The following is a 23,807-nucleotide window of genomic DNA, read 5'->3' as shown; positions in this document are numbered from 1 at the left end:
CAAAATAAATAGGACAGGATTTCCTGCCCTATTTATTTTATTTATGATAAGTTAGGGATTTTCCGATGCTTTGTCGCTTGTTCAAAAGCGTATGCAAGTTTAATCAAAGTCCCCTCAGAAAAAGCACTGCTTGCAAACGTGATTCCAAATGGTCTCCCGTTATCCATATATCCTGCAGGTATTGCTATAGACGGATAACCTGCTTTCGCACATATAGTCGAGCCGATATAGGAAGGGAATAGAATCGCATCGAGATTATATTTTTCCAGTGCAAAGTCAATACCTTGTTCTTGCGAAAAATATATATCTTCTAATCTTGCATTTAAATATTCTGGATTTCTTAACGTATTAGGAAAATCTTTTCTTCTTTCTAACTTAGTTTGTCCATATTTTAAAGCTCTTTCAGCTATGTTTTCATTAAACGCCATTAACTCTGAAATAGAATGTACTGGCATAGTAGAAGGTAATTTAGAAAGATAGTTATCTAAGCTATGCTTCAATTCATAAAGCGGAACTCCCCAGCTCCATTCTCTATGAAAAGAAGGGATATCAATATTTTCTACTACTGTTGCTCCCTCACTACGCAATACTTCAATCGTTTCCTTAAACAATTTTTCATCATATTCACCAGTTTCATAATAATCTTTTGGTGCATTGCTAAATACACCAATCTTCGCTCCATGTAAGCCATTAACATCAAGATATTTTGTATAATCATGTTCTGCTATACCTTCACTTTTATGAGTAGCTACATCCTTCTCGTCTCCCCCAGTTAAACTCCCTAGCAAAATAGTAGCGTCTGTAACCGTTCTAGCAAATGGACCAGCTGTATCTTGCGAATACGTGAACGGAATAATGCCTCTACGACTAATTAGACCAACAGTCGGTTTAATACCGACTACAGAATTTTGAACAGCCGGGCTTAAAATAGAAGCATCCGTTTCCGTTCCAACAGATACTACTGTAAAGTTAGCAGCAACTGCAATCGCAGACCCCGTACTAGAGCCACCAACAAACATATCATCCTCGCCCGTCCCATATGGATTGATTGTTTGTCCACCTCTTGCACTATATCCAGCCCACATGTCAAAAGACATTGCATTTGCTAATTCTGTCATATTTGTTTTTCCTATTATTACTGCTCCTGCTTCTCGAAGTTTCGTAACGAGAAATGCATCTTCACTACTTATATTTTGTTCCAGGGCAATCGTACCTGCACTTGTATGCATAGAGTCATTCGTTTCAATATTGTCCTTAAGTAAAACAGGTATACCATGTAATGGTCCCCGTCCACCTTTTGTCTTTCTTTCATAATCTAACGCTTCTGCAATAAAAATAGCGTCTGGATTGATTTCTAAAATAGAATTGATTTTTGGTCCTTCTTGATCATATTTCGCGATTCTATGAAGATAATACATAACTAATTCTTTTGAAGTTAATTGCCCAGCTTCCATCGCTACTTGTATATCATGAATTGTTAATTCTTTTTGTAATTGAGCATTGAACTGAATCTCCATCTTCATTCTCCTTCTTTAAAAGCTTTCATTGATAACGTGTATCTATTACTTTTTCATTTTCTCCGCTCCTCGCATATATAACTACAATCCCTTTCAAAGAATTCAACTTACCAATGTAAAAACCTTTTATTTCCTGAAAAATAAAAAAAGTCTGAAACGATTAAATTTCCGCTTCAGACTCTTTTATTACTTTACATATACCTCATCTAACAAATGTAAAAACTCACCTTGTTTCCCAGCTAATGCAGGGCATTTTGCAATATCCATCCATTCGTAGCAAAATACTAATCCTTGATCTTCCTCACCGGCACTTACAATATGTTCCCAATCATCTTTTACATCCGTTAGTAAAGTTACGTGGAAAAAATGCCGCTTTTGATATTCCTTTTTCTCTTTCACAAGTATGATGTAATCGGCTAGGAATCTTTCTATGCATAAATGACGTAATCCAGACTCTTCCTGTACTTCACGTAAAATTGCTGCTTCTAACGTTTCCCCTTCGTCAACTGTTCCCCCTGGTACTTGTATACCAGCTTCAGGTATATCACGATGTTTAAAAACAAGCAGTTGCATAACTCCTTCTTTTTCTCTTGTCACATATGCGTGTACTTTTTTCTTATATAACACCGTCATAATCCTTCTCTCCCCTCAATTGTTCACTGCGTTACTTCTTCAAGCGTCAGTTGATTTTCATATAAATATGTAGCTTGTGGGTTACCCACATACCTTACGTGCCATGGTTCATATCGATAGCCCGTAAGCGATTCTTTCTCTTTTGTATATCGAATTATAAACCCAAATTTATGAGCATTTTCAGAAAGCCACTGCCCTTCTTTCGTTTCACCAAAAACTGTCTCTAACTGAAACTTAGCAGCTTGAGATGTAATATCCATAGCAAGCCCTGTTTGATGTTCACTCGTACCAGGAACCGCACTCGACATCGCTGTTTTTACTTCTCCATCTTGCTTTTTATACATCGTATTTAATGCTTTTTGTCGATCGAAAGATCTAAATCCCGATACTGCAAATAAGAAAATATGCTCCTTATCAGCTTGCTGAAACATTTCCTCTATCGCCCCTGCTGCTTCTTTCCTCATTTTTTTCTTTTCTTGATCACCTTCACTTGAGTAGCGCACTTTCGGAATAACTAAATCTGGCGGTCTGTATCCATCTGGTAAACGTCTACTTTTATTCACAAGCACAAGCATTGAATTCGGATTACTAATTACCGCAATATCACCATCCATATTGGCAATCGTTTCTTTCGCTTTCGGAAATATGTTATTCACATTTACCTCGCGCGCCTGCTTATCCTTATACATTTTATAATTGATTCCTGCTACTCCAACAATGAGTATCATCGCTACGATACCAAGTAGTATCCATCTTTTTTTCATATAACGACCTCTTATTTTAATAATTTGGCCATTTCATACTCATCGATGTTCTCTCCACCGATAATAAGAGCTGCTCTTTTGACACCTTCTTTCTCAAATCCAACTTTTTTATATAGTGCCTGAGCTCTTGTATTGTGGGCCATTACCGTTAATTCTAAACGCCATACATCATGTAATCTTGCCCACTTCTCAGCCTCTTTAAACAATCTCGTCCCAATACCTCGCCCACTATACTCTTGCAAAATACCAATTACAATACTTGCTACATGTCTCTTTCTTTGAATATTATTTCCATTCACTAAAATAAACCCTACTATACTTTCTTCTTCAACTGCTACGAATATTGTTGCATATTCATTTTCTATAAAGCGATGAATCATTTGTTCTTGTTGCTCGGCTGTAAATTTTCTTTCTCCTGGTTCATATAGCATAAATTTCGTTTCTTCATCTAGTTGCTTGCTTAATTGTAAAAATGGTGCTGCATCTTCTATTTTGATCTCCCTAATCACTTTTATCACCCTACCAGTTTTATAATAAAAAGTTTTCCTTGTAAAAAGATTTTCTCTAATTTTCCGAAAATCCCTTTGTAAATCTCCCAGTATAATTTGACAAATTTCGATATTATCATAACAACGGCAAATTATGTCTATTCTGTGACACCTCATCATTACAAAGAAAAAACGCAAGCTTTACACTCACGTTTTTTCAGACTCTCCCACTAATTTATGTTTCATTTTATCCATTCACCTTTTCCGCCTGCCAGAAATATTCACCAAACGCTTTAGCAAGTACATCAATTGATCGATTTAGTTCTTCCTCCGTATTATCTACGCCACCAACTTCAATTAATATCGCTTGTCCTGATAAGTCTTGATTGTAGACACCATTTCCTGTTTGGAATCCTTTTTGAATGACACCACGACTCACTCCTGGATATTTCTTATTAATTTCCTCATGAAGAGCTGTTGCTAATTGTAAGTTCTTTTCATAATTTTTATTGCCTTTCCCTATTACGAAAGCAAGCTTTGCATATGATTTATCTCCAATTGCTTTTGTCGTGACATTTTTCCGAGCACTATCACGATGCAAGTCAAAGAAGTACTGCAGTTCTTTATTACCTGTCATTGCTTCTTGTACAATTTCCCGTGACACTTTGTAAGAACTATTACTATTTAACCCTTTACTAATCAACTTTTGGCCGACATCAGTCTTGTCGTTAGTAGCTCCTATCCCTTCACTTTCTAATTGTTCACGAAATCGATCGCCCACTATTGAAATATTAGTGACGGAACTTGTTGCTTTATTCGGATTTGGATCGTTTGCTAAATTTAGTAACGGCAAATAAGATTCCCAACTATGCGAATGATAAATAAGCGCAACTTGTCTTTTTCCTGTTGTTTGAGCCGGTTGCTTTTTCTCTTTATTCGTATTCGGCTTTTGAGCCTGTCCACCTTCACCAGTTCGTTCTTTTACCACTTCTTCAAGCGGAACGCTCGACTCTATCGGTAAGTTAGAGTAATTTGTCCCTTCACCCGCAATAACAATTTCTGTATCGTACTTTCCAAAACCAGGTAGCTCTTTTCCGACAAAACTGCGTACATCATTAAAACGAATATTCGTAGCCATAGAAAAGAGAAACGAAGAAATTGAAAAATCTTGATTTAAATTTCGATACTCCTGTGTAAAATAATGATTCTCTTTCCCAAGAACGTACATGTAACCATTCATCGATAACTCATTTAACCAATTATATAAATACGTTGACTTTGTCTCTTTCATAGAGGTTACCATCATACTAGTAAGAAAAAAAGTCGCTAGTACTGTAGTAATAATAAATAAAACTAACTTACGTACACTTGTGAACTTCACATAAAAAAAGCCTCGATTCATACTATCACCCTCTCTATTTCAAGTTATGTACAAGCTCTAGAGAATAGACCGTCTAAATTCCGGCTATATTGTTAATGAGGTGAAATGAATTGAAGCTACTAATAGGAACATTACCCATTGTACTATCATTTATTTTTTATTGGCTTGCTAAGAATCCTACAATCCGTGTTGCTTTACATATTTCAGCGTACTTAGCACTTTATGTACTCGGTACAATTATTTCTATTAATATATATGATGTTTTAATACAAGATTTAGTTTTCATGACAAGCATTCATGGAATTTTACTAAATCCATTTTTTCTTATATCAGGAGCATATATAGGGATATACACCTTGCACTTAATCTTGTCTTACGTTATTACGAAAATAAAAAATGGAGCGTAATAAAATGCAACCACCATTCATCTGTCATACATGCAAAAAAAGAATTGTGCGAAAGAAAGATCTTATTATTGCCACATCGTACTTCCGCTTTTATTTATTTCACAGTGATTGCTTTAAACGACAGCAAGTGTTCATCTCACGATTTATCCCTGTAAATACGCTTTTTAATTTCTTTCTTATTATATACGGACTTATTTTTGGCAGCATGCTTATGATTACAGAACCATCTATTATTGGGGTGATTTTCTTATTTCCCATTTTATATCGGTTTCTTTCCTATTATTATGTTGAACGTTTTTTCTCTACATAACGTGCAGACTGTCCTCTAGGAATACTTAGACATTCCCACTCATTTTCTTTTAACATCTTCCCAATGTAAATAATCTGTCCAATATGCAAAGCATAATGAGAAATTTGTCTTTCAATTGCTTGCATGACAGTATGTGCTTCACCGCGAATATATACCGTCTGTAATAAATCTTCTGGCGTTAGCACATTCATCGTTTTCAAAACATATTCCCATCCTTCATTCCATGCTGCGAGAACCTCTTCCTTAGAATGATAACCATCTTCAAATTCAGCGTCTCGGTTACGATCTATTTTTTCACCATCAGATGTTAAAAAATCCGTCCATCTAGAACGCATATTACCTTGCAGATGCTTTATAATAACCGCTATACTATTTGTTGCTTCATGAGAAGACCATTCAATCTGTTCATATGATAATTGAGAAAGCACCCGTTCCCCTTGTTTCTTTGTTGCTTCAAAATTCGAAATGGCACATTGTAAATATTCTCGTCCAATATCCATGTTCCCCCGCCTTTACACTAACTAATTTTCGTTCCATTTGGTAATTCCATATTGGGCTGAAGTAATACGACATCACCGGCTTCAGGTACTCCCCCTAAAGCAAGCACTTCTGATTTAAATCCAGCTACACGTTTTGGCGGAAAATTTACAACAGCAACGATTTGCTGACCGATTAAATCTTCTGGGGTATATCTCTTCGTAATTTGAGCACTTGACTGCTTAATTCCAAGCTCTCCAAAATCAATTTCTAGTTTAATCGCTGGAACTCTTGCTTCTTTAAATTCCTCTGCATGTGTTACAGTTCCAATTCGTAAATCCAAAGCTAAAAAATCTTCAAAATTAGCCATTTTATCATTCCTCCCATTTATTACTTAGACAAAACAATAAAATCCCCTTTAAAAAAAGAAAGGCGCCTAAGCACCTTTCTTTTGTAGTTCACTTGATTCATTTGATTTATAGAAGAAGAAACCAAGAATCCCGCCAATACATGATGGGATTAACCATCCTATTCCTTCATTATATAATGGTAACATTTGTAGTACGTTAGAAATCGCGTCAATTTTAATGTTCGCACTTTCTAAACCGTTAAAGAAACTAATTAACAACGCGCCTAAAATAGCTCCAATATAAATGGTATTACGCTTCCCAATCCATTTATGGAAGTAAGAAAGTACGATTAATACGATTGCAACTGGATAAATGATCATTAACACTGGTAAAGTAACTGTGATTAATTGTGTTAAACCTAGGTTAGATACAATTAAACTAAACACACATACCATCGTTACAATCGCTTTATGCGAAAGTTTAGGGAATAAGTTTGTAAAGAAGCCAGCACAAGCTGATGTTAATCCAACAGAAGTTGTTAAACAAGCAAGTATAATAACGAGCCCTAATAAAATTTTACCACTTGTTCCATATAACTCATTTACAACATTCGTTAAAATAAGTCCACCATTCTCTGATACACCAAGTGATGTACTTGTTGAACCAAGATAAGCAAGTGATAAATAAATTAACGTTAAACCAAGTACTGCAATAATACCTGATACTACTGTTATTTTTGCAACTTGACTACTTTCTTTTATTCCTTTAGAACGGATAACTTGTACAACGACAATTCCAAATACAAGCGCACTAATTGCATCCATCGTTAAATATCCTTGTATAAATCCACCAAAGAAAGCATTTTCTTTGTATGCTGCTAGTGGCGTAGCTGGTTCTCCAATTGGATCAATAATTGCCTTTCCAACAATAACAGCAACAATCAATACTAACAATGGTGTAAGAAATTTTCCGAACCAATCCACTAATTTAGATGGATTTAATGATAAATACCAAGTTATTCCGAAGAAAACTATCGTGAAAAGAAATAGCATGTACCATTCGGAAACCAATGCCTCTGATAAAAATGGCTTCATACCCATTTCAAATGAAACGGCTCCAGTACGCGGAATCGCGAAAAATGGTCCAATTGCTAAATAACTAATCAATGGGAAAATAAACGCGAATATTGGGTGAACTCTAGAAGATAGCGCTTTCAAGTCCCCCTCTACAAACGCGACAGCTGTTACAGCTAATAGGGGTAATCCGACTCCCGTCACAAGGAATCCAATTGTAGCAATCCAAACATTCTCTCCAGCTTGTTGCCCTAAAACTGGTGGGAAAATTAAATTTCCTGCTCCTAAAAATAGTGCAAATAACATTAAACCGATTGCTACCGTATCACCTGGCCTTAAACGTCCCTTCATACTTTTCATTTGCATAGCACTTTTTCATTGTTTATCTCTATTTTCACAATATGCTATGCATCCTCCTCTCTGCTCAAGCTGATAAAATATGCTCCTTACAAAGCAGTGTCTTTCTCCATAATTTCTCCATTCCCCTTATTTTTACTCTAATTATTATTTTTTGATTTTTTTGAATATTTAACTCATTAGAGTGGTATTGCGTGGAGTATAGTCGTCAGACCTCTTTGTTTTTATCACACATATAGTAACATATTTAGTTGAAAAATAAAAACATATTTTCAAATTGATTTTTTTGAAAATCAAAATTATCTACATTTTTTATTCTTTTACACAAATATTGTTACAATCTAGACTTTTATCCTATCATTATTTTTAAATAACTTTATTCAAGTAACATAACAAAAACCATCCAACATAATTAGATGGCTTTTGCATGTTACTCTATCGTTTCAACTTCGCGTGGATTTTTCATCTCTTCCACATACACAACTCTAAATCCGTGATCTTCTAAATCTTTCAGTAACGTCTCTAATTCACCGTCGTTAAACTCTTCTCCTAATGTAAACATAATTCTCCGAACTAATAAGGCGTCATTATCAAAAGTCATTAAACTTTGGATACCTGTATATTTCTTTAATACTGTCGATAATTTTTGAATGGCCCCATTATAATCTTGTGTCCCAATCATGACAGAATATTTACTAGAATGAACGCCCCAAGCATCTTCTAATAACTCGAAAACCTTTTTATGCGTTAAAATTCCCAGAAAGACTCCATTTTCATCAACTACTGATAAATAAGGTAATTTTTTTATTGTAAAAAACACTTTAAAGAACGAAGAATCTTCTCTAACATAACCTTCTTTATCATTTAATAATTGTACTACACTCTCTTGCAGCGAACCTTTATATTCTAAAATATCTACTTTGTATACATTCCCTAAATATTTCTCTTTTTTTTCATCTAAAACTGGTACACAACGATACCCAGTTTTATTTAAATGCTCCAGTGCTTCCCCTATCGTAATTGAACTTGAGCAAAATAAAACTTCCCTTTTCGGCACATAATTCCCTTTAATCCTCATAAACAGCCTCCTTATGTTAAAATACTTTCTGTGCCATAACTATATTATATTTTCAGAAAAAAATAAATAATTTATTTTACTTTTCTGAAAATTATTCATTTTCTTGTCATAATTTATTCACGTTTCATTCACTTATATCCCCTACAATACTAAATTTCTTTAAGAAAAATATATTGTAACTTACGCCGAAAAAAGCTAAAATAAGAATAAGAATTTTCTGAATATTCTAAGAGTAGGTGGTTACATGTCTTTATTGCGCTCACATATATGTAAATTTATCGTTGGTGTTCTCATTATATTTATCATTAGTCCTATTCCTGCATTATTCATTACACATAAATACTCATACATAACTGGCTTTATAAGCATTTTTCATAACTTCGTACAACTTTCTTCTATGACAATTCCAAAGATTGATTGGATGCACGAATCTATCTTTTTCTCAGCAAATCAAATGGTTCATACTTCTAATCATTCAACACCGTTATTCCCTTACATATGGGAAATATATTTTTTATCGATTGTTCGTTTTACCTTTACTCTTGCGATTGGATTCTTTATCAGCTTAGGGATCGGCCATTTATTTTTTAAAGCACCTCAATCGGTTAAGAAGTTCACTTATTTATTAAAATGGATACCGTACTCTTTTTGTACTGTATTATTACAATGTTCGGTCTTATTACTACTCCTATACATTGCAAAATTGATAAAGCTTTCTTACTACTCATCTTTTATCATCGTTTGTAGTACTTCCATGATTATCGTTATGCAAGCAATAAAAAAGTGGGTTCCTTTCTTAAGTAACACCAATGAATATGAAATAAAACAATCTTCTTTCCTTGTAGATACATTGTTTTTAGCGCTTACTTCGAATCATAAATCTATTCTAGGTTCCATTATTCTTTCATTCGTTATTATGGAATGCGTTTTTCATGCAAGCGGACTATTGCAATTTGTCGTTCAATTCGGTGGAAATGCACCTGTTATTGTTACAATTAGCTTATTACTTTTGTATATCCCGTATTGCATACTCTCTTTCCTTCAAACACTATGGACGACAAATCACGTTAAACAACAATCATACGCTTTAACGAGAAGTATTCCAAAACCTTAATTTGAAATAACCCTCTATAATCTGAAAGTAGGGGGTTATTCCTTTTGTATAGCGGACAAAATAACAGCAAATTCAAAAACTATTGCAGAAACATGCCAATATTTACCCTTTTTCTTTGACTATTCTTTTCGTTTGGATTTATTATAAAAGCATAACATAATCGCAGGAGGTGACATCTTTATTCCAAACTACGGAATAGAGAACACACTTGGACATATTAAATATTTTTCTCATCTTTGTGCTCATCCTTATTTCCGGCTTTTTCGTTGCATCAGAATTCGCTGTTGTAAAAGTACGAAAAAGTCGCATTGACCAACTTGCAAATGAAGGCAATAAACAAGCTTTAGCTGCAAGAAGTGTCCTATCTAATTTAGATGTTTATTTATCAGCTTGTCAGCTCGGGATTACAATTACTTCTTTAGGGCTTGGTTGGCTTGGTGAACCGACTGTGGAACATTTACTACGACCGCTCTTTGAAAAGATTAATATTACTGGAACAATGGCGAATACTTTATCCTTTATTATTGCTTTTAGTGTTATTACATTTTTCCATGTTGTATTAGGTGAATTAGTTCCAAAGTCTTTCGCAATTCAAAAAGCTGAAGCAATCACACTTAAGTTTGCACGACCACTTATTTTATTTGATAAAATTATGTATCCATTCATTTGGCTACTTAATAGTACGGCAATCTTTTTCACAAAACTACTCGGTTTAGAGCCTGCGAAAGAAAATGAACTTGCCCATTCTGAAGAGGAACTACGACTCATTTTAGGTGAAAGTTTCAAAAGCGGCGAAATAAACCAAACCGAATATAAATATGTAAATAATATTTTTGAATTTGACGACCGGGTCGCGAAAGAAATTATGGTCCCTCGTACAGAAATGATTTGCTTATCTACTGAAAATACGTTAGAAGAGAATATGGATATCGTCGCAACTGAAAAGTATACACGCTATCCGATCATCGAAAAAGATAAAGATGATATTATCGGTATGATCAATACGAAAGAAGTATTTCACGATCAAACGAAAGGCATTCATAAACCACTTGAATCTTACATACATCCAGTACTAACTGTATTTGAAACTGTTCCAATTCGCAAAACATTAGTACATCTACAAAAGAATCGCGTTCAGATGGCAATCATTATGGATGAATATGGTGGTACTGCTGGACTTTTAACAATGGAAGATATTCTTGAAGAAATCATTGGAGAAATTCAAGATGAGTTTGATGCGGATGAATCACCTATGATTGAAAAACGTACGCCGAAGCTTACTGTTTTAGATGGGAAGGTGCTCATTTCTGAAGTAAATGATATGTTTGGCCTACATATTGATGATAGCGATTTAGATACAATTGGAGGCTGGCTCCTCTCTCAAGCAGTTGATTTAAATATTGAAGCTGGTTATTCCATTGAATTTGCCGGTTTTCAATTTAAAGCACTAGAACTTGATGGACATCAAGTGAAAAAAATTGCGGTACATAAATTAGACACGAAGAAGGAGTTATAAAGTGACAGTACTATTAACAATCTGTATCATTGCCTGTTTCATTGTTTCATTTCTCGCCTTTATTTATCCTATCATTCCAGGCATCCTTGCTGTTTGGGCTGGATATTTCATTTACCATTTTGGTATAAATGGCGGAGAACTAACAACTTCCTTTTGGATTATTCAAGTCATTTTCACACTATTTATTTTCGTGGCTGATTTTATTGCAAATGGATATTTCTTAAAGAAATACGGAAGTTCTAAATGGGGAGAACGTGTCGGTATGATTTCTATCATTGTCGGATCTTTCTTCTTCCCACCATTCGGTTTAATTATCATACCGTTCTTATCGGTATTTATTACAGAACTCATGCATAAAAAAGCGCCAAAAGACGCCTTTCTAGTAGGAGTTGCTACTGTAGTTGGTTTTTTAAGCAGCACAGTAGCGAAAGCTATTCTCCAAATCATTATGATTCTTATATTTGTATGTTATATCATCTTTTAACCATCCCAATTTCGGGATGGTTTTTTTAATATGAAATACCTACTCGACTATTCTCATATTTGTTTTCACTACACAGATTCCACGTAAATTGCGCTGTATCACCAACTGTTATTTTCGCTCCCCCTTCTGGTAATACATCTTTTTCAGTTCGATACACTCCTGTCACATCACCGTCTATTAAATGCGTCGGACAAACGACCGTCCAACATAAATTACTACTACTAAGTATCTTATATGCAGCTAAATGATCTTCTGCTGCTGTTGTCATTTTCCTTTTTGATTCAGCTGATTGAAAACGATATAAATTTAGATTTGTTCTTGCTTGTAAAATACCTGCTGTTCCTATTGTAATAATTTTATGTACCCCTTCTTCTTCCATTTGCTTTATAATTTGTGGCATACTCTTCGCTAACGTTCCATTTCGATCCGTACCAAGTGCACTTATTACTATATCGCTTCCTTCTATCGCTTTCTTTATATCATTTTCATTTAGTACATTACCTTCTATTACTCGTAACCTTTCATGTTGTATTTCTATTCTATTTAAATCACGTGCTAATGCAGTTACTTCAGCTGCATCCTTTAATGCTAATTTTATTATATTTGAACCTACTCGACCTGTTGCTCCTAATATACATACTTTCATTTGTTTTCCCCCTATTTCATTCTCCCTCTATTTTTCAATAATCTCAATCAATTTACAACAAAAAAGCTTCCTCATATATAAGAGGAAGCTCTATTATTATTTTACCCCGCTTTAACGGGCAGTAAGACCCCACCTCAAAATTTAGTAAAAACAAAGAAGTTAGATGGGGATCAACTGCCCGTTAAAGCCCGATTGGTTCAACTAATAATCAGTGGGGGATGCCCCACTGATTAAAGTTTCACTTTATTTCTTTTCTTTAGAATCTGTAGACTTCTCAGTTCCACTTGTTTCTTTATCCTTTTTGTCCTCTTGTTGTGTTGTTGTATCGTCTTCTTTCTTCTTGTCCTCACCTTTACTACAACCTACCATTAATAAAGAACTTGCAAGTGCCATAGCAGTTAATGATTTAACCCATTTGTTCATTTGCGTTTCCTCCTTTAGATAGAATATGTACAACCCCCATATTACTCTCTATTTTTAAAGGAAAGATTGAAAAATAGTAAATAAACGGTAAATATTTGTAAATTTTCTAATAATAGATATGTACACCTAGTCTTTTTTCTCCATGAAAAGTAAAAAACTAAGGCGCCTATCTTTCCGCCTTAGTTTCTTATGCAAACTTCTCATTTTCATATACATGTTTAATCTTATACTCTTTCTTCACAACATATTGCCATACACTATAGGCATAACGATTCATTTTTAGGAAGCAATTTTCTAAGAACGAGCGGAATTCTGGATTCGCAACTTCAACTGCCACTTGAGCGAACTTTAGTGCTAACCGTTTTAAATGCGAAATATAACAAGTTGCAATATGGATATCCCCTGTATATTTACTATCAGTTTCCTTTTCCATTTCATGAAAATAAGATGAAATTGGTTCACAAGTTATATGCTGTACATTCTCTCCTTCTTGAAAATTCACTTGTTCATTATACGCTTGCAACATATATGGTAAATGATGCTGTAATAGCTCTTTTAATTCTTCGTCTCTTACCTCTCCTGTATACTCCCCAACCTTATAAATAAGCATATAACTATACCTCATTAATTCTTTCATACAATCCATGAAAATACCTCCCTTCTCTTTTGTCTATATGTTATAAATATGATGCTATAACATTTGCTATTCTTGCTAAAAACCAATCCCACTTACTAATTTTCTCAAAGTCTTCTTCTGAAAATCTTTTTGATTTATGAAAGTCTTCTTTTAATCGGTTCCATACGTCAGCAACAACTGTTGTATCATATATGATACAGTTAGATTCACAATTTAAATAAAAACTTCTATTATCAAAATTCGCTGTACCTATATCGACAATTTCTCCATCAATGATTGTTACTTTCCCGTGAAAAAAACCATTCCGATATTGATAAATTTCCGCTCCAGCGTCGTTCATATCTTTCAAATACGGATAAGCCGCTTGTTTTAACAATACCGCATCACTTTTAAATGGTACGAGAATTTTCACATTGACACCACGATGTAATGCATCTTTTAACTCATTCATCATTTCTTTACTTGGTACAAAATATGGCGTAGCAATAATTAAAGACTTTTTAGCCTGCTTTAAAAGCGCTCCATATTTCTCCCATAAACCTTTTCCATCTGAAAATAAATATTGATATTTCACATTCCCTATCGCAGGTAAACTTTCATTTACAGGCATTTTTTCTCCTGTATCTTCTTTCCAGTCAGCAGCAAATTTTCTTTCCATATCCATAGCACCATTGCCATTGACTCGTATATGATAATCACGCCACGGACCAAATTTCGGATCTTGTCCAAGATACTCCTTTCCAATATTAAAACCGCCGACGTATGATACCTTCCCATCTATCGTAACAATGCGTCTATGATTCCGTTGATGCAATGAATAGAATACATGTTTCAGTTTAAGCTTTTTACTAAACGTAAACTGGACACCGTTTCTTTTTAGTTGACGAATTATCTTTTTCTTCAGCTTATATCCACCTATTCGATCGACTGACAATTTCACTTCTACTCCGCTCGATGCCTTTTTCTCGAGTAACTGCAAAAATTCTTGGCTTATTTCATCTTTACCTACAATATAAAAATGGATATATATGTACTTTTCTGCATTACGTATATCCTCAAATAAATTCTTATATAACTCTTCGCCGTTTGTATATAGTTGAAAATCACCTAATCGAACTTGTCCTAATTCATATTCACTAGCCATTTTTTTCCCCATTTCCAAATCGATGTTCATCCAAATGAATACACCTACTAAAAAAAGGAGTACAGCGAAAAAGTGTTTCATGGATATTTTCCTTTCTCCATTTACTGTTATTTCTATATCTTCCCTTTTTTAATACATTATCATTCAAGAAAATATGTCATTACATGATATATGTCCATAGCAAACGATAGCTCATTTGCATATTGTATGTTGTATCTTAAAATAAAAGGAGGAAATAACAATGGGCTTCGCACATGGTAATGGATTCGCGCTATTAGTCGTATTATTTATCCTCTTAATCATCGTCGGTGCTGCTTGCTTCTGCTAAGTAGTTATCGTCATATGATATGTGGATGAAAAAACTATAAAAGCGGACACCTATTTTTAGGTGTCCGCTTTTCATATGAAAAACATTTCAGTCCGTTATAATACCGTTAACGACTACATATTCAACTCAAAAAGTTAGTAATGTGGCTACTTTCTTACTCTCCGCCTTACGTATATGACGTTGTTCTGCACGTAACACAGCAATGCGATGTAATTCTTTCTCTTCTTCTGTTTCGGGGATTACTCGAGGAACTGGAACTGGATTATTGTCCTTACTAAGTGCAACGAATGTAACAAATGATGTTGCTGCTATACGTTTCTCACCTGAAATTAAATCTTCTGCTACTACTTTCACAAATACTTCCATAGAAGTTCTACCTGTCCAAATTACAAAGGATTCATAACTAACACAATCTGAAGAGCGAACAGGATGTAAGAAATCTACCCAATCCATAGATGCTGTCACACATTCTTTTCTTGCATGCCTCGTTGCGGAGATAGAAGCAACCATATCCATCTCGGCTAATATCTTTCCACCAAATAGCGTATTATGATCATTTAAATCTGTTGGAAATACTCGGCTCGTTTTAAACACTCTGGATTCATTAGCTGTTTTTCCCTTTACTTCAGTCATTGTTATCACCTCTTTGATTATTTAATCCGCTATTTGCAGACATTAAGACTCCCACCACAAAATTCGGCTGGAGCAAAGAAGTTCGGTAAGAGTTCCATTTCCCATTAACACTAGAACGGTATGAGCTTACTATCACTACACGTTTAATATTAACAACATTCAGAACTCTTAGTCCACAAAAAAGAACCGATGTAATCAATCGGCTCCTCTAAATACATATTGTTCTTTCGGCTGTTCAACTTTATTCCATTTTGTTACTTCTAAAACAGGAATGTTCGCATGGAATGGCTGATAAAATTCCGTTGATATCTCTCCTTCAACTTGAATCCAATCATCATTGTTCCATTCTACCCCTTCTGGTTTTTTCACTAACATACCATATACACCTGAATCCGCTACACAATGTATAATACCGAAACGGAATAAGAAATATTGTTCTTTTTGAGAAGAATCATCTTTGAAAACAAACCCTTTAAAAGATAATTTTTTCCCGGTAAACTCACCAGGATAATTATAAATTGTTTCCATCCCTTTTAGAAAATCTTCATCTTTTAAAGTAATACTATCTTTCGTAACAAACTCTTTTTTCCCTTTCTCCATTACACCACGGTATCCTTCTTTCCCGTAATAAATACTCGTATCAGGTCTTAGAAATTGCCTTGTCATAAATGGATCTTTACTTTCTGCTTGTGCTACTGGAAAATGAAACCCTTTCGCCTTAACAATGTCCGAATCTAATGTTGCAATCGGGAAAAACAATCCTGTGACTATCGGAAAACAAAATAATGTGTACGAAAATGCTTTTTTCCACCAAGTATTTTCATCTTTCGAATGATCATGCCCGCAATGGCTATGATCGCAACCACAATTGTGCTGTTCTTTTTCTTTTTGATGTTCTTTTTGGAAAACGATAATAATTTGAACGACCGTTAAAAAACCTAAAATAATAGCTGCTGTTTTTGATAAATAGGCATACTTCATATTGATATACTTCGTAATATTACCTGAAATATGAAGCTGCGCGATTAAGATTGTAAAACCTAATAATATATATGCTCGAAACATAACCTACCACCCCATCGCATAAATGAGTAGTGAGCTTGCATAAACAACAAGTGTAACTGTAACTGTAACGACAATTACAAATTTCGTTTTAAATGTTGCAAGCATCATAAACATATTTTTAATATCCACCATCGGTCCGTATACGAGGAACGCGACAAGTGATGCTGTTGAAAATGTACTTTGGAATGACGAAGCAATAAATGCATCCGCTTCTGAACAAAGTGATAAAATGTAAGCAAGTCCCATCATAACAGCTGGTGAAGAAAACGGCCCTTGTCCTATAGCAAGAAGTGTTGAAGTTTGTACGAACGTTTGAACTGCCGCTGCAATTAACGCACCTAATACTAAATATTTTCCCATCGAGAAAAATTCCTCAACAGCATGCGTACATACATCCCACATTTTTTTACGTAATGGACGCTTATGATTCACTTCTGGGAAGTGATCATCTCTTAATTGATGTTCTTTAAACATAAATGATAATATAATTCCAACGATAATTGCTACGATGATCGCTACAATAGAACGATACCATACCATGTGCATACTGCTTCCAAAGGCAACGTATGTTGCAAATAATACGACCGGATTAATAATTGGCCCAGTTAACATAAATGCAATCCCGGCATATGGTGGAACCCCTTTTCCGATTAACCGCCTTACAATCGGAACGATTCCACATTCACAACCCGGAAACATCATACCTAAAAAAGTAGCCATTAAAACAGACAGAAATCGGTTTTTCGGCATCCATTTTGCTACCATATCTTCTGTCACAAACATTTGAATGAATCCTGAAATAAATACACCAATGAGCACAAAAGGAAGTGCTTCGATCAAAATAGAGATAAAGATTGTATTCATTTGCAGGAATGCTTTCGGTAATTGAAACAATTCCATGATGTATTTCCTCCAACTTTTCATTAACAATATGTAATTTTAACCCTATTTTATTAATTGGACAAGGCTTATACGGAATTCCTACCTTTCAGATACATTACATTTTATAAGTTATATTCTATTCAAAACTTTGGATTTCATAGCAAAAAAGCTGCTCTAGCGCAGTTACACAACTATGCTAGAGCAGCTTTCTTCTCGTTAAAAGTAACGTTTCTTCCAAAAAACAAACGCTAATGTGAAAGATAGTGTTACACATATTATGAGTACAATTACAAAACCATGTGCTTCCCCTTCAAACGGAACCTTTACGTTCATTCCAAAGAAACTAGAAACCATCGTTGGTAACGATAAAATGATTGTGATAGACGTTAACAGTTTCATAACACTATTTAAATTATTTGATATAACGGAGCTAAAAGTATTCATCATTCCACTTAAAATGTGACTATATATTTCCGCCATTTCAATCGCCTGTTTATTTTCAATTAATACATCTTCTAATAAATCTTGATCGTCTTCATACATTTTTAAAAATGTACTGTTACGCATTAATTTTTGAATTACAATTTTATTCGCCTTTAATGATGTTGTAAAGTAAACTAAACTTTTTTCAAGGCCTAGCAATGTGAAAATCTCTTTATTTTTCATCGACTTATTTAATTGATGCTCTAAATCGATTGTTTTTCTGTTAATTTGCTTTAAGTATCTTAAATAATAAGTAGAAATCGTATATAAGAGCTGAAGTGCAAAGCGTGTCTTTTTAAACGTATAAAATTCTTTAATACGTTGATTAATAAAGCGTTCGAAAATTGGGTTTTCTTCTAAACAAATTGTCACAAAGCAATCTGGCATTACAATCATACCTATTGGAATCGTGTCATAAATCGAATTTCCTTCTTCATCATGTCTAACTGTTGGAATATCCACGATTATTAAGGTATTATTGTCTTCCTTTTCAATACGAGAGCGTTCTTCATCATCTAAAGGGTCTTTAATGAAATCTAAGTCTACATTTAAAGTTTGTACTAGATATTGAATTTCTTCTTCCGTTGGATGAAGTACATTAATCCAGCAACCCTTTTGCATTTCCTCAACCTCTTGTAGTTTTCCGTTTCGGTCTGTTAAATAAATATTTAACATACTATCACCCCGATTCTTTTTACATGTAGGAATCTACCTCTCTTACAGAACAGTTTTTGAACCGCCATTCTCAGCATATGAAACATACGTTTAAATTTCAATAGAAAAATTATTTTGAAAACGTTTTTATAAGAAAAATATTCTAAACAAAGAAAAAGACAGAGTGCTCTCTGCCTTAAAAAGCTTATGTTGCCTTTATAACATATTTAGAAAGCATCCACAAGTTAAAGCCAACTGAAATCGTATAACCAGCGTATGTTGAAATAATAAAACTTACATAATCGAAATACGGAAGCAATACGATATTTAAAACTATCTTTACAATAATGCCAATTACTAATCCTAGCACTGTTTTCTGTTGTTGGTTAATTCCTTGTAACATCGCAGCTGTTACTGTAAAAAGCGAAAATAGTATACAGGCAGGAGCATAATACTGTAAAATAACTCTCCCCATCTCCGGATCATTTCCGGCACCAAATAAAAGAGTATATACTGGTTTTGCTAACAACATCATTCCAATCGCCGCTGGTACCGTAATACCTACTACTAATACATTCGTTCTCGTAAAATGTTTGTACAGTAACTTCACATTCCCTGCTGTATAGGCTTTTGTCATCTCAGGTACGAGAGACATACTAAAAGCAGTCGCAACGGAAACTGGGATGAGTACAACCATCTGAACAAGACCAATTATTGCATTTATCTTCTCCGCTTCTCCTTGCATATACCCTATTTGTATAAGTAGTTTATTAATTGTAAATGTATCAATCGTCTGATACAACGGAATTGCTAAACCAACCACAACAAACGGTATTGAATATGTAAAGAGCTCCTTATACAGTGAGAAGAAAGATTTCGTTGTTTGCGGTATACTTGCCATCTCTTTTTTCTTTAAGTGCTTTCTCCTTCTTATGTAATACGCACTTAAAACAGTTAATCCACCTATCGCTCCCATAAAGGCACCGAACGTTGAAATACCAACTGCTAGCGAGATAGAAGCTTTTAAAATATATAAAACGACAAAGCTTCCTATTAAAATGGTTAAGACCCTAAAAAACTGCTCAACAACTACACTTAAAGCAGAAGGCCCCATCGATTGAAACCCTTGAAAGAATCCCCTTAATAAACTCATTACCGGTACAAGTATTAACGCAAAACTTACAATTTGGATATTAGTAGTGACCGCTGCTACACTATTCCCCGTTTGATCATTTCCATCGATTACAAGTTTAGCTAAATGTGGAGCTAATATATATAGCGTAAAACATGAGATTACTCCCATTATTAACATAAAAAAGATACCGCTCTTTAGCACTCTCTTAACCGTATGATAATCATTCAGTTGATCATATTTTGATACCATTTTTGAAACGGCAAGTGGTAGTCCCATCGTCGCAATGCTGAGCATAATCGTATATGGACGATATGCATACGTGTATAAAACGTACCCACTCGTACCGACCATTGCTGTAAATGGTATAACATATATAAACCCTAACATTTTAGATATCATCGTTGCCATCGTTAAAAATATCGTTCCACGTATAAACGGTGACCCTTTCATCACATTCCTCCGCTACGCTTTATTATTACACATTATGGACAACTCCTTTTTTTTAGAACCGAAACAAATAAAAAAGCCAATGAAAAATCATTGACTTTAACGCGCTGCTTTCTTCTTTTTGAAATACTTCAAACCGAAGTATAAAGCAACAAAAAGAACAGCTCCTATAATTATGTAATGTGTGTAATCAGATGCATACTCTTTAATGTGTCGCCAATTCCCGCCAAGCTTTTCACCTAAGTATATAAATAGTATTGACCATGGAATAATCGCAACTACTGTATACAGTGTAAATAGTTTTAATGGCATTTTAGCTAATCCTGCTGGAATAGAGATTGCATGACGTACGACTGGAATAAAGCGTGCAGAAAAGATTACTCCTGCTCCGTAACGCTTAAACCAACCTTCCGCTATGTCTAAATGGTGTTTATTAATAAGTAGATATTTCCCATATTTCTCTACAACTGGACGCCCTCCGTAATATCCAAGCCAGTATAAAAAGATTTGGGCTAAAGTACCACCAATAGTTCCGGCGATAACTGCACCGACAAAACTAATTTTACCATCCGCTACTAAAAATCCAGCATACGAAAGTACAATTTCACTCGGGATAATTTCAATCATTAAAGCTAGCGCTACTCCAAAGTAACCTAAGCTTGCAAAAAATTGCAATAACTGATCTATTATGCTTGCTAACATTTTATTTTCTATCTCCTTTTTTCTTCACATACCATCCCATTATTACATAAAGGTTGCATTCTGCCAATATCTTCATTTCAACAATATGATTGGCATAAGCATGATTAATCTATTAATATTTCTTTCTGAGGTTCTTTCATAAAGGCAAACATTTCTTTAATTTGTTCTTCGGTATTTCTAGCAATCGATAAATTAGGCAATTCATTTTCACCAAAGAACTCCACATCTTCTGTTTCAATACTCGTTTTCTTTTCGCCACCAATAATCTTACAGCCAATAAAAATTTTATATACGTGTGTTGCTGAAGGCGATGGTTGATGTTTTTCTTTATCAAATATAGCGAATAGTTTAAAATCATCCACTTCATAACCCGTCTCCTCTATAACTTCTTTTGCTGCTACTTCTGTTGGCGTATAGCCGATATCAGCCCATCCACCTGGCAATGCCCATTTCCCATCACTTTTTTCTTTCACAAATAATAACTTTTCATTTTGAAAAACGACTGCTCTAATATCAACTTTTGGTGTTTGATAGCCTGTCTCATTTGCAAATAACTTCTCTACAACTTCCCAATCTGTCTTTGTGTAATGTGACATCATGGAAATGGAAATATCCCGTAATTGTTGGAAACGCTCTATATCATACACATCTTTAGAATACGTTAAACCCGCTTGGGCTATAGCTTGTATTTGTTTTACCCAATCAACCCACTTAACTGTCATGTTTCCACATCTCCATTCTTTATTAAGTAAATATTACTTCAATTCAATTGATACATCTTTATTATACAAAAAAAGAGATTGATAATGTTCCAATCTCTTTCAAAATTAATCCAATTCATGTAAGTGGTCTTGTATATACTTTCTTCTTTTATTTATATATTCATCGATCATATCAGCTTCTTGATCAAATGTTTCTAATTTTTCTTTCATATATGGATCTTGTAGTAAATATGGACGAATCGTTTCACACAAACTTTCAACTTTCGGCATCATAAACGAAACGGTAAATTGTTCTTCTAGTATTTCTTCCAAAATACTTCGGTATTGTTTTCTAAATACAGGTATATCTAACAATCTTGCACTTAACGTGTTATAGCCTTGAATGCGAATATACTCATGATTAAGTGGTCTCCCTTGTACATCTCGCCCCCAAGTCGCATCATAATCCCACGGTATCACTTCAAATAAATTTGTTTCATCGTTATGATATAGTGCATAGTTATGAACGAAACCATCAAAGTTTTGTGTAAAAATAACGCCAGCTAACCATCGTAAATATTTATCAACATGCAAAAACTTTCCAATTTCTTTTTCATAAGCTTCCCTCGACAAAGCATTTGCTTGAAATACAAATTCACTCAGCTGTTCTTCACTATTTTTATTCGAATATTTAAATTCATAACCCGCAAAGAGCTCAGTCTTAACATCTTTATCTCTCTCACTCATTAAAGAAAAATTCGCATCATCATCTATCGCATAATAAATAGAACCACTCGGTAATCCTCTATTTTTCAAAAAGTTTTCATCAACTGATTCTAACTGTAAATATACACCTTGAATTTGACCATTAATTTTTATAAATACATGTTGTGATTTTGGTGAAAGTACACCAATATCATGAAAAAAATCTAAAGATAATTTATTTCGTATGAGAGACGGATCCATAAACTCAGAATTTAAATGAATCTCTTTCGCACCTTGAAATTTTTTCGGTTTATAAAACATAACATGATAAGACTTTTTCTCAAATTCACGAATATGAGCACCTCGGTATACGATATCAATGTCATACTTCTTTTTTCCATAAGTTAATTTTGCTGGCACTGGACTGTCTGACCAAATGTCTTTTTTTAATTCCACTAAGTACATTGGATGAATAAAAAAATCATATGAAGGTAGCATGTTTTCTCATCCCTTCTCAGTTCTCTTCATTCAATGTATGCGCCTTGTCTTGTCCATACATCCGCTATCATCCATTTATATAAAATTACACTCTTGTCTTGTTCAGAAAGACGTCATATCTCATATCATGTTAAGGAAAAAGAATACCTTTTCACCTGAATACATGATAAGGAGGATTTCTATGAAACGTGATATTAGAAAAGCTGTTGAAGAAATCAAAAGTGCTGGGATGGAGGATTTCTTACACCAAGATCCAAGTACCTTTGAGTGCGATGATGATAAATTCTCTCATCATCGATGTACAACAGGTTGTAAATGTACAACTGGGGGTAAATGTCCAAGAACAAGATGTACTCGCGTGAAACATTGTACTTTCGTTACAAAATGTACGCACGTAAAAAAATGGACATTTGTTACAAAATGTACTCGTGTGCGCGTTCAAAAATGGACATTCGTTACGAAAGTGACTCGTAGAAAAGAATGCGTTTTAGTTACAAAACGTACTCGCAGAAAACATTGTACTTTCGTTACAAAATGCATACGCTTTGAAAAGAAATTTTTCTGGACAAAACGAAGTTTCTGTAAAAAATGCGAATTCTTCCCTAACAGACACGGTCACTCTTGCGATGATTCATGGGATCATGGTAAAGACTGTCACGATGGCGGACACAAGTGGGACGATTGCAAAGGCGGACATAAATTCCCATCTTGCAAAAATAAGAAATTCGATCACTTCTGGTATAAAAAACGTAATTGCTAGTTTTTATACCAACCA

28 protein-coding genes are annotated in these 23,807 nt (G+C 34.4%); 7 read left to right on the top strand and 21 right to left on the bottom strand.

Annotated features, from left to right (window positions below; translation table 11 throughout):
* Positions 1-41: 41 nt before the first annotated feature.
* The 5 genes from GFJ36_RS09550 to spoIIP all read right to left on the bottom strand — a co-directional run bounded on the left by GFJ36_RS09550 (position 42) and on the right by spoIIP (position 4,804).
* Positions 42-1,517 carry an amidase family protein gene (locus GFJ36_RS09550; protein ID WP_098230707.1) on the bottom strand — a complete coding sequence of 492 codons (1,476 nt, stop codon included), beginning with the start codon at positions 1,515-1,517 and terminating at the stop codon, positions 42-44.
* Positions 1,518-1,703: 186 nt separating this feature from the next.
* Positions 1,704-2,150 carry an NUDIX hydrolase gene (locus tag GFJ36_RS09545; RefSeq protein ID WP_048543093.1) on the bottom strand — a complete coding sequence of 149 codons (447 nt, stop codon included), beginning with the start codon at positions 2,148-2,150 and terminating at the stop codon, positions 1,704-1,706.
* A 23-nt stretch (positions 2,151-2,173) separates the two neighbouring features.
* A complete protein-coding gene (locus GFJ36_RS09540; protein ID WP_087982745.1) occupies positions 2,174-2,914 on the bottom strand; it encodes a M15 family metallopeptidase in 741 nt (246 codons plus the stop codon).
* A gap of 11 nt (positions 2,915-2,925) precedes the next feature.
* Positions 2,926-3,423 carry a GNAT family N-acetyltransferase gene (locus tag GFJ36_RS09535; RefSeq protein ID WP_048543098.1) on the bottom strand — a complete coding sequence of 166 codons (498 nt, stop codon included), beginning with the start codon at positions 3,421-3,423 and terminating at the stop codon, positions 2,926-2,928.
* Between the two features lie 226 nt (positions 3,424-3,649).
* Complete coding sequence (gene spoIIP, locus GFJ36_RS09530; RefSeq protein ID WP_087982747.1) at positions 3,650-4,804, bottom strand: stage II sporulation protein SpoIIP; 1,155 nt, start codon at positions 4,802-4,804, stop codon at positions 3,650-3,652.
* 89 nt (positions 4,805-4,893) lie between these two features.
* Here spoIIP and GFJ36_RS09525 point away from each other — a divergent pair, with 89 nt between their 5' ends.
* On the top strand, positions 4,894-5,190 hold the full coding sequence (locus GFJ36_RS09525; RefSeq protein WP_087982749.1) for a hypothetical protein: 297 nt from the start codon (positions 4,894-4,896) through the stop codon (positions 5,188-5,190).
* Positions 5,191-5,194: 4 nt separating this feature from the next.
* A complete protein-coding gene (locus GFJ36_RS09520) occupies positions 5,195-5,500 on the top strand; it encodes a permease (protein WP_137036549.1) in 306 nt (101 codons plus the stop codon).
* On the opposite strand, the gene GFJ36_RS09515 is transcribed toward GFJ36_RS09520, so the two are convergent.
* The 4 genes from GFJ36_RS09515 to cbpA all read right to left on the bottom strand — a co-directional run bounded on the left by GFJ36_RS09515 (position 5,473) and on the right by cbpA (position 8,835).
* Positions 5,473-6,000, bottom strand: coding sequence for a DUF1572 domain-containing protein (locus GFJ36_RS09515; RefSeq protein WP_087982753.1), 528 nt, complete (start codon positions 5,998-6,000; stop codon positions 5,473-5,475). The two genes, GFJ36_RS09520 and GFJ36_RS09515, sit on opposite strands and share 28 nt — an antisense overlap.
* 17 nt (positions 6,001-6,017) lie before the next feature.
* Positions 6,018-6,347 carry a chaperone CsaA gene (gene csaA / locus GFJ36_RS09510; RefSeq protein WP_087982755.1) on the bottom strand — a complete coding sequence of 110 codons (330 nt, stop codon included), beginning with the start codon at positions 6,345-6,347 and terminating at the stop codon, positions 6,018-6,020.
* Between the two features lie 66 nt (positions 6,348-6,413).
* A complete protein-coding gene (brnQ4, locus tag GFJ36_RS09505; RefSeq protein WP_407707389.1) occupies positions 6,414-7,751 on the bottom strand; it encodes a branched-chain amino acid transport system II carrier protein BrnQ4 in 1,338 nt (445 codons plus the stop codon).
* A 436-nt stretch (positions 7,752-8,187) separates the two neighbouring features.
* The gene (gene cbpA, locus GFJ36_RS09500) at positions 8,188-8,835 is read right to left on the bottom strand and encodes a cyclic di-AMP binding protein CbpA (RefSeq protein WP_087982757.1); all 648 of its coding nucleotides are present in this window, start codon (positions 8,833-8,835) and stop codon (positions 8,188-8,190) included.
* 244 nt (positions 8,836-9,079) lie between these two features.
* On the opposite strand from cbpA, the gene GFJ36_RS09495 reads away from it, so the two are divergent.
* The 3 genes from GFJ36_RS09495 to GFJ36_RS09485 all read left to right on the top strand — a co-directional run bounded on the left by GFJ36_RS09495 (position 9,080) and on the right by GFJ36_RS09485 (position 11,949).
* Entirely contained in the window at positions 9,080-9,949 is an 870-nt protein-coding gene (locus GFJ36_RS09495; protein WP_087982758.1) for a hypothetical protein, read from the top strand.
* A 208-nt stretch (positions 9,950-10,157) separates the two neighbouring features.
* Positions 10,158-11,465, top strand: a complete 1,308-nt coding sequence (locus tag GFJ36_RS09490) for a hemolysin family protein (RefSeq protein ID WP_000353742.1) — start codon at positions 10,158-10,160, stop codon at positions 11,463-11,465.
* 1 nt (position 11,466) lies between these two features.
* The gene (locus GFJ36_RS09485) at positions 11,467-11,949 is read left to right on the top strand and encodes a DUF456 domain-containing protein (RefSeq protein ID WP_046959211.1); all 483 of its coding nucleotides are present in this window, start codon (positions 11,467-11,469) and stop codon (positions 11,947-11,949) included.
* Between the two features lie 25 nt (positions 11,950-11,974).
* Here the strand turns inward: GFJ36_RS09485 and GFJ36_RS09480 are convergent, their stop codons facing one another.
* From GFJ36_RS09480 to cls, 4 genes are all read right to left on the bottom strand, one after another.
* Entirely contained in the window at positions 11,975-12,595 is a 621-nt protein-coding gene (locus GFJ36_RS09480) for an NAD(P)-dependent oxidoreductase (protein ID WP_000861616.1), read from the bottom strand.
* Between the two features lie 243 nt (positions 12,596-12,838).
* The gene (locus tag GFJ36_RS09475; protein ID WP_001045960.1) at positions 12,839-13,018 is read right to left on the bottom strand and encodes a hypothetical protein; all 180 of its coding nucleotides are present in this window, start codon (positions 13,016-13,018) and stop codon (positions 12,839-12,841) included.
* Between the two features lie 187 nt (positions 13,019-13,205).
* Positions 13,206-13,664 (bottom strand): spore coat protein, encoded by a 459-nt coding sequence (locus GFJ36_RS09470; RefSeq protein WP_087982761.1) that lies wholly within the window; start codon positions 13,662-13,664, stop codon positions 13,206-13,208.
* Positions 13,665-13,695: 31 nt separating this feature from the next.
* Positions 13,696-14,880 (bottom strand): cardiolipin synthase, encoded by a 1,185-nt coding sequence (gene cls / locus GFJ36_RS09465; protein WP_137034957.1) that lies wholly within the window; start codon positions 14,878-14,880, stop codon positions 13,696-13,698.
* A gap of 160 nt (positions 14,881-15,040) precedes the next feature.
* Between cls and GFJ36_RS09460 the strand changes: the two genes are divergently transcribed.
* Entirely contained in the window at positions 15,041-15,127 is an 87-nt protein-coding gene (locus tag GFJ36_RS09460; RefSeq protein WP_000505094.1) for a YjcZ family sporulation protein, read from the top strand.
* A gap of 126 nt (positions 15,128-15,253) precedes the next feature.
* Here GFJ36_RS09460 and GFJ36_RS09455 read toward each other — a convergent pair whose 3' ends face one another.
* The 8 genes from GFJ36_RS09455 to cotH all read right to left on the bottom strand — a co-directional run bounded on the left by GFJ36_RS09455 (position 15,254) and on the right by cotH (position 23,032).
* On the bottom strand, positions 15,254-15,760 hold the full coding sequence (locus GFJ36_RS09455; RefSeq protein WP_000141166.1) for an acyl-CoA thioesterase: 507 nt from the start codon (positions 15,758-15,760) through the stop codon (positions 15,254-15,256).
* Between the two features lie 195 nt (positions 15,761-15,955).
* Positions 15,956-16,825, bottom strand: a complete 870-nt coding sequence (locus tag GFJ36_RS09450) for a TIGR03943 family putative permease subunit (protein WP_000488035.1) — start codon at positions 16,823-16,825, stop codon at positions 15,956-15,958.
* A gap of 3 nt (positions 16,826-16,828) precedes the next feature.
* Complete coding sequence (locus GFJ36_RS09445; protein ID WP_000418724.1) at positions 16,829-17,725, bottom strand: permease; 897 nt, start codon at positions 17,723-17,725, stop codon at positions 16,829-16,831.
* Positions 17,726-17,923: 198 nt separating this feature from the next.
* A complete protein-coding gene (locus GFJ36_RS09440; RefSeq protein WP_000932392.1) occupies positions 17,924-18,865 on the bottom strand; it encodes a magnesium transporter CorA family protein in 942 nt (313 codons plus the stop codon).
* Between the two features lie 184 nt (positions 18,866-19,049).
* Positions 19,050-20,429: a putative polysaccharide biosynthesis protein gene (locus tag GFJ36_RS09435; RefSeq protein WP_002071458.1), complete on the bottom strand. Its 1,380-nt coding sequence runs from the start codon at positions 20,427-20,429 to the stop codon at positions 19,050-19,052.
* A gap of 96 nt (positions 20,430-20,525) precedes the next feature.
* Complete coding sequence (gene uptA, locus GFJ36_RS09430) at positions 20,526-21,128, bottom strand: undecaprenyl phosphate transporter UptA (RefSeq protein ID WP_000881202.1); 603 nt, start codon at positions 21,126-21,128, stop codon at positions 20,526-20,528.
* 104 nt (positions 21,129-21,232) lie between these two features.
* Entirely contained in the window at positions 21,233-21,850 is a 618-nt protein-coding gene (locus GFJ36_RS09425; RefSeq protein WP_000216930.1) for an NUDIX hydrolase N-terminal domain-containing protein, read from the bottom strand.
* A gap of 105 nt (positions 21,851-21,955) precedes the next feature.
* Entirely contained in the window at positions 21,956-23,032 is a 1,077-nt protein-coding gene (cotH, locus tag GFJ36_RS09420; RefSeq protein ID WP_000937987.1) for a spore coat protein CotH, read from the bottom strand.
* A gap of 181 nt (positions 23,033-23,213) precedes the next feature.
* On the opposite strand from cotH, the gene exsB reads away from it, so the two are divergent.
* Positions 23,214-23,792 (top strand): exosporium protein ExsB, encoded by a 579-nt coding sequence (gene exsB / locus GFJ36_RS09415; RefSeq protein WP_000817496.1) that lies wholly within the window; start codon positions 23,214-23,216, stop codon positions 23,790-23,792.
* Positions 23,793-23,807 lie beyond the last annotated feature (15 nt).

Source organism: Bacillus sp. EE-W1 (assembly GCF_009760835.1).
Classification (GTDB): domain Bacteria; phylum Bacillota; class Bacilli; order Bacillales; family Bacillaceae_G; genus Bacillus_A; species Bacillus_A wiedmannii.
Note: the sequence above shows the minus strand (reverse complement) of the source record. Positions and strands in the feature narration are given on the sequence as shown.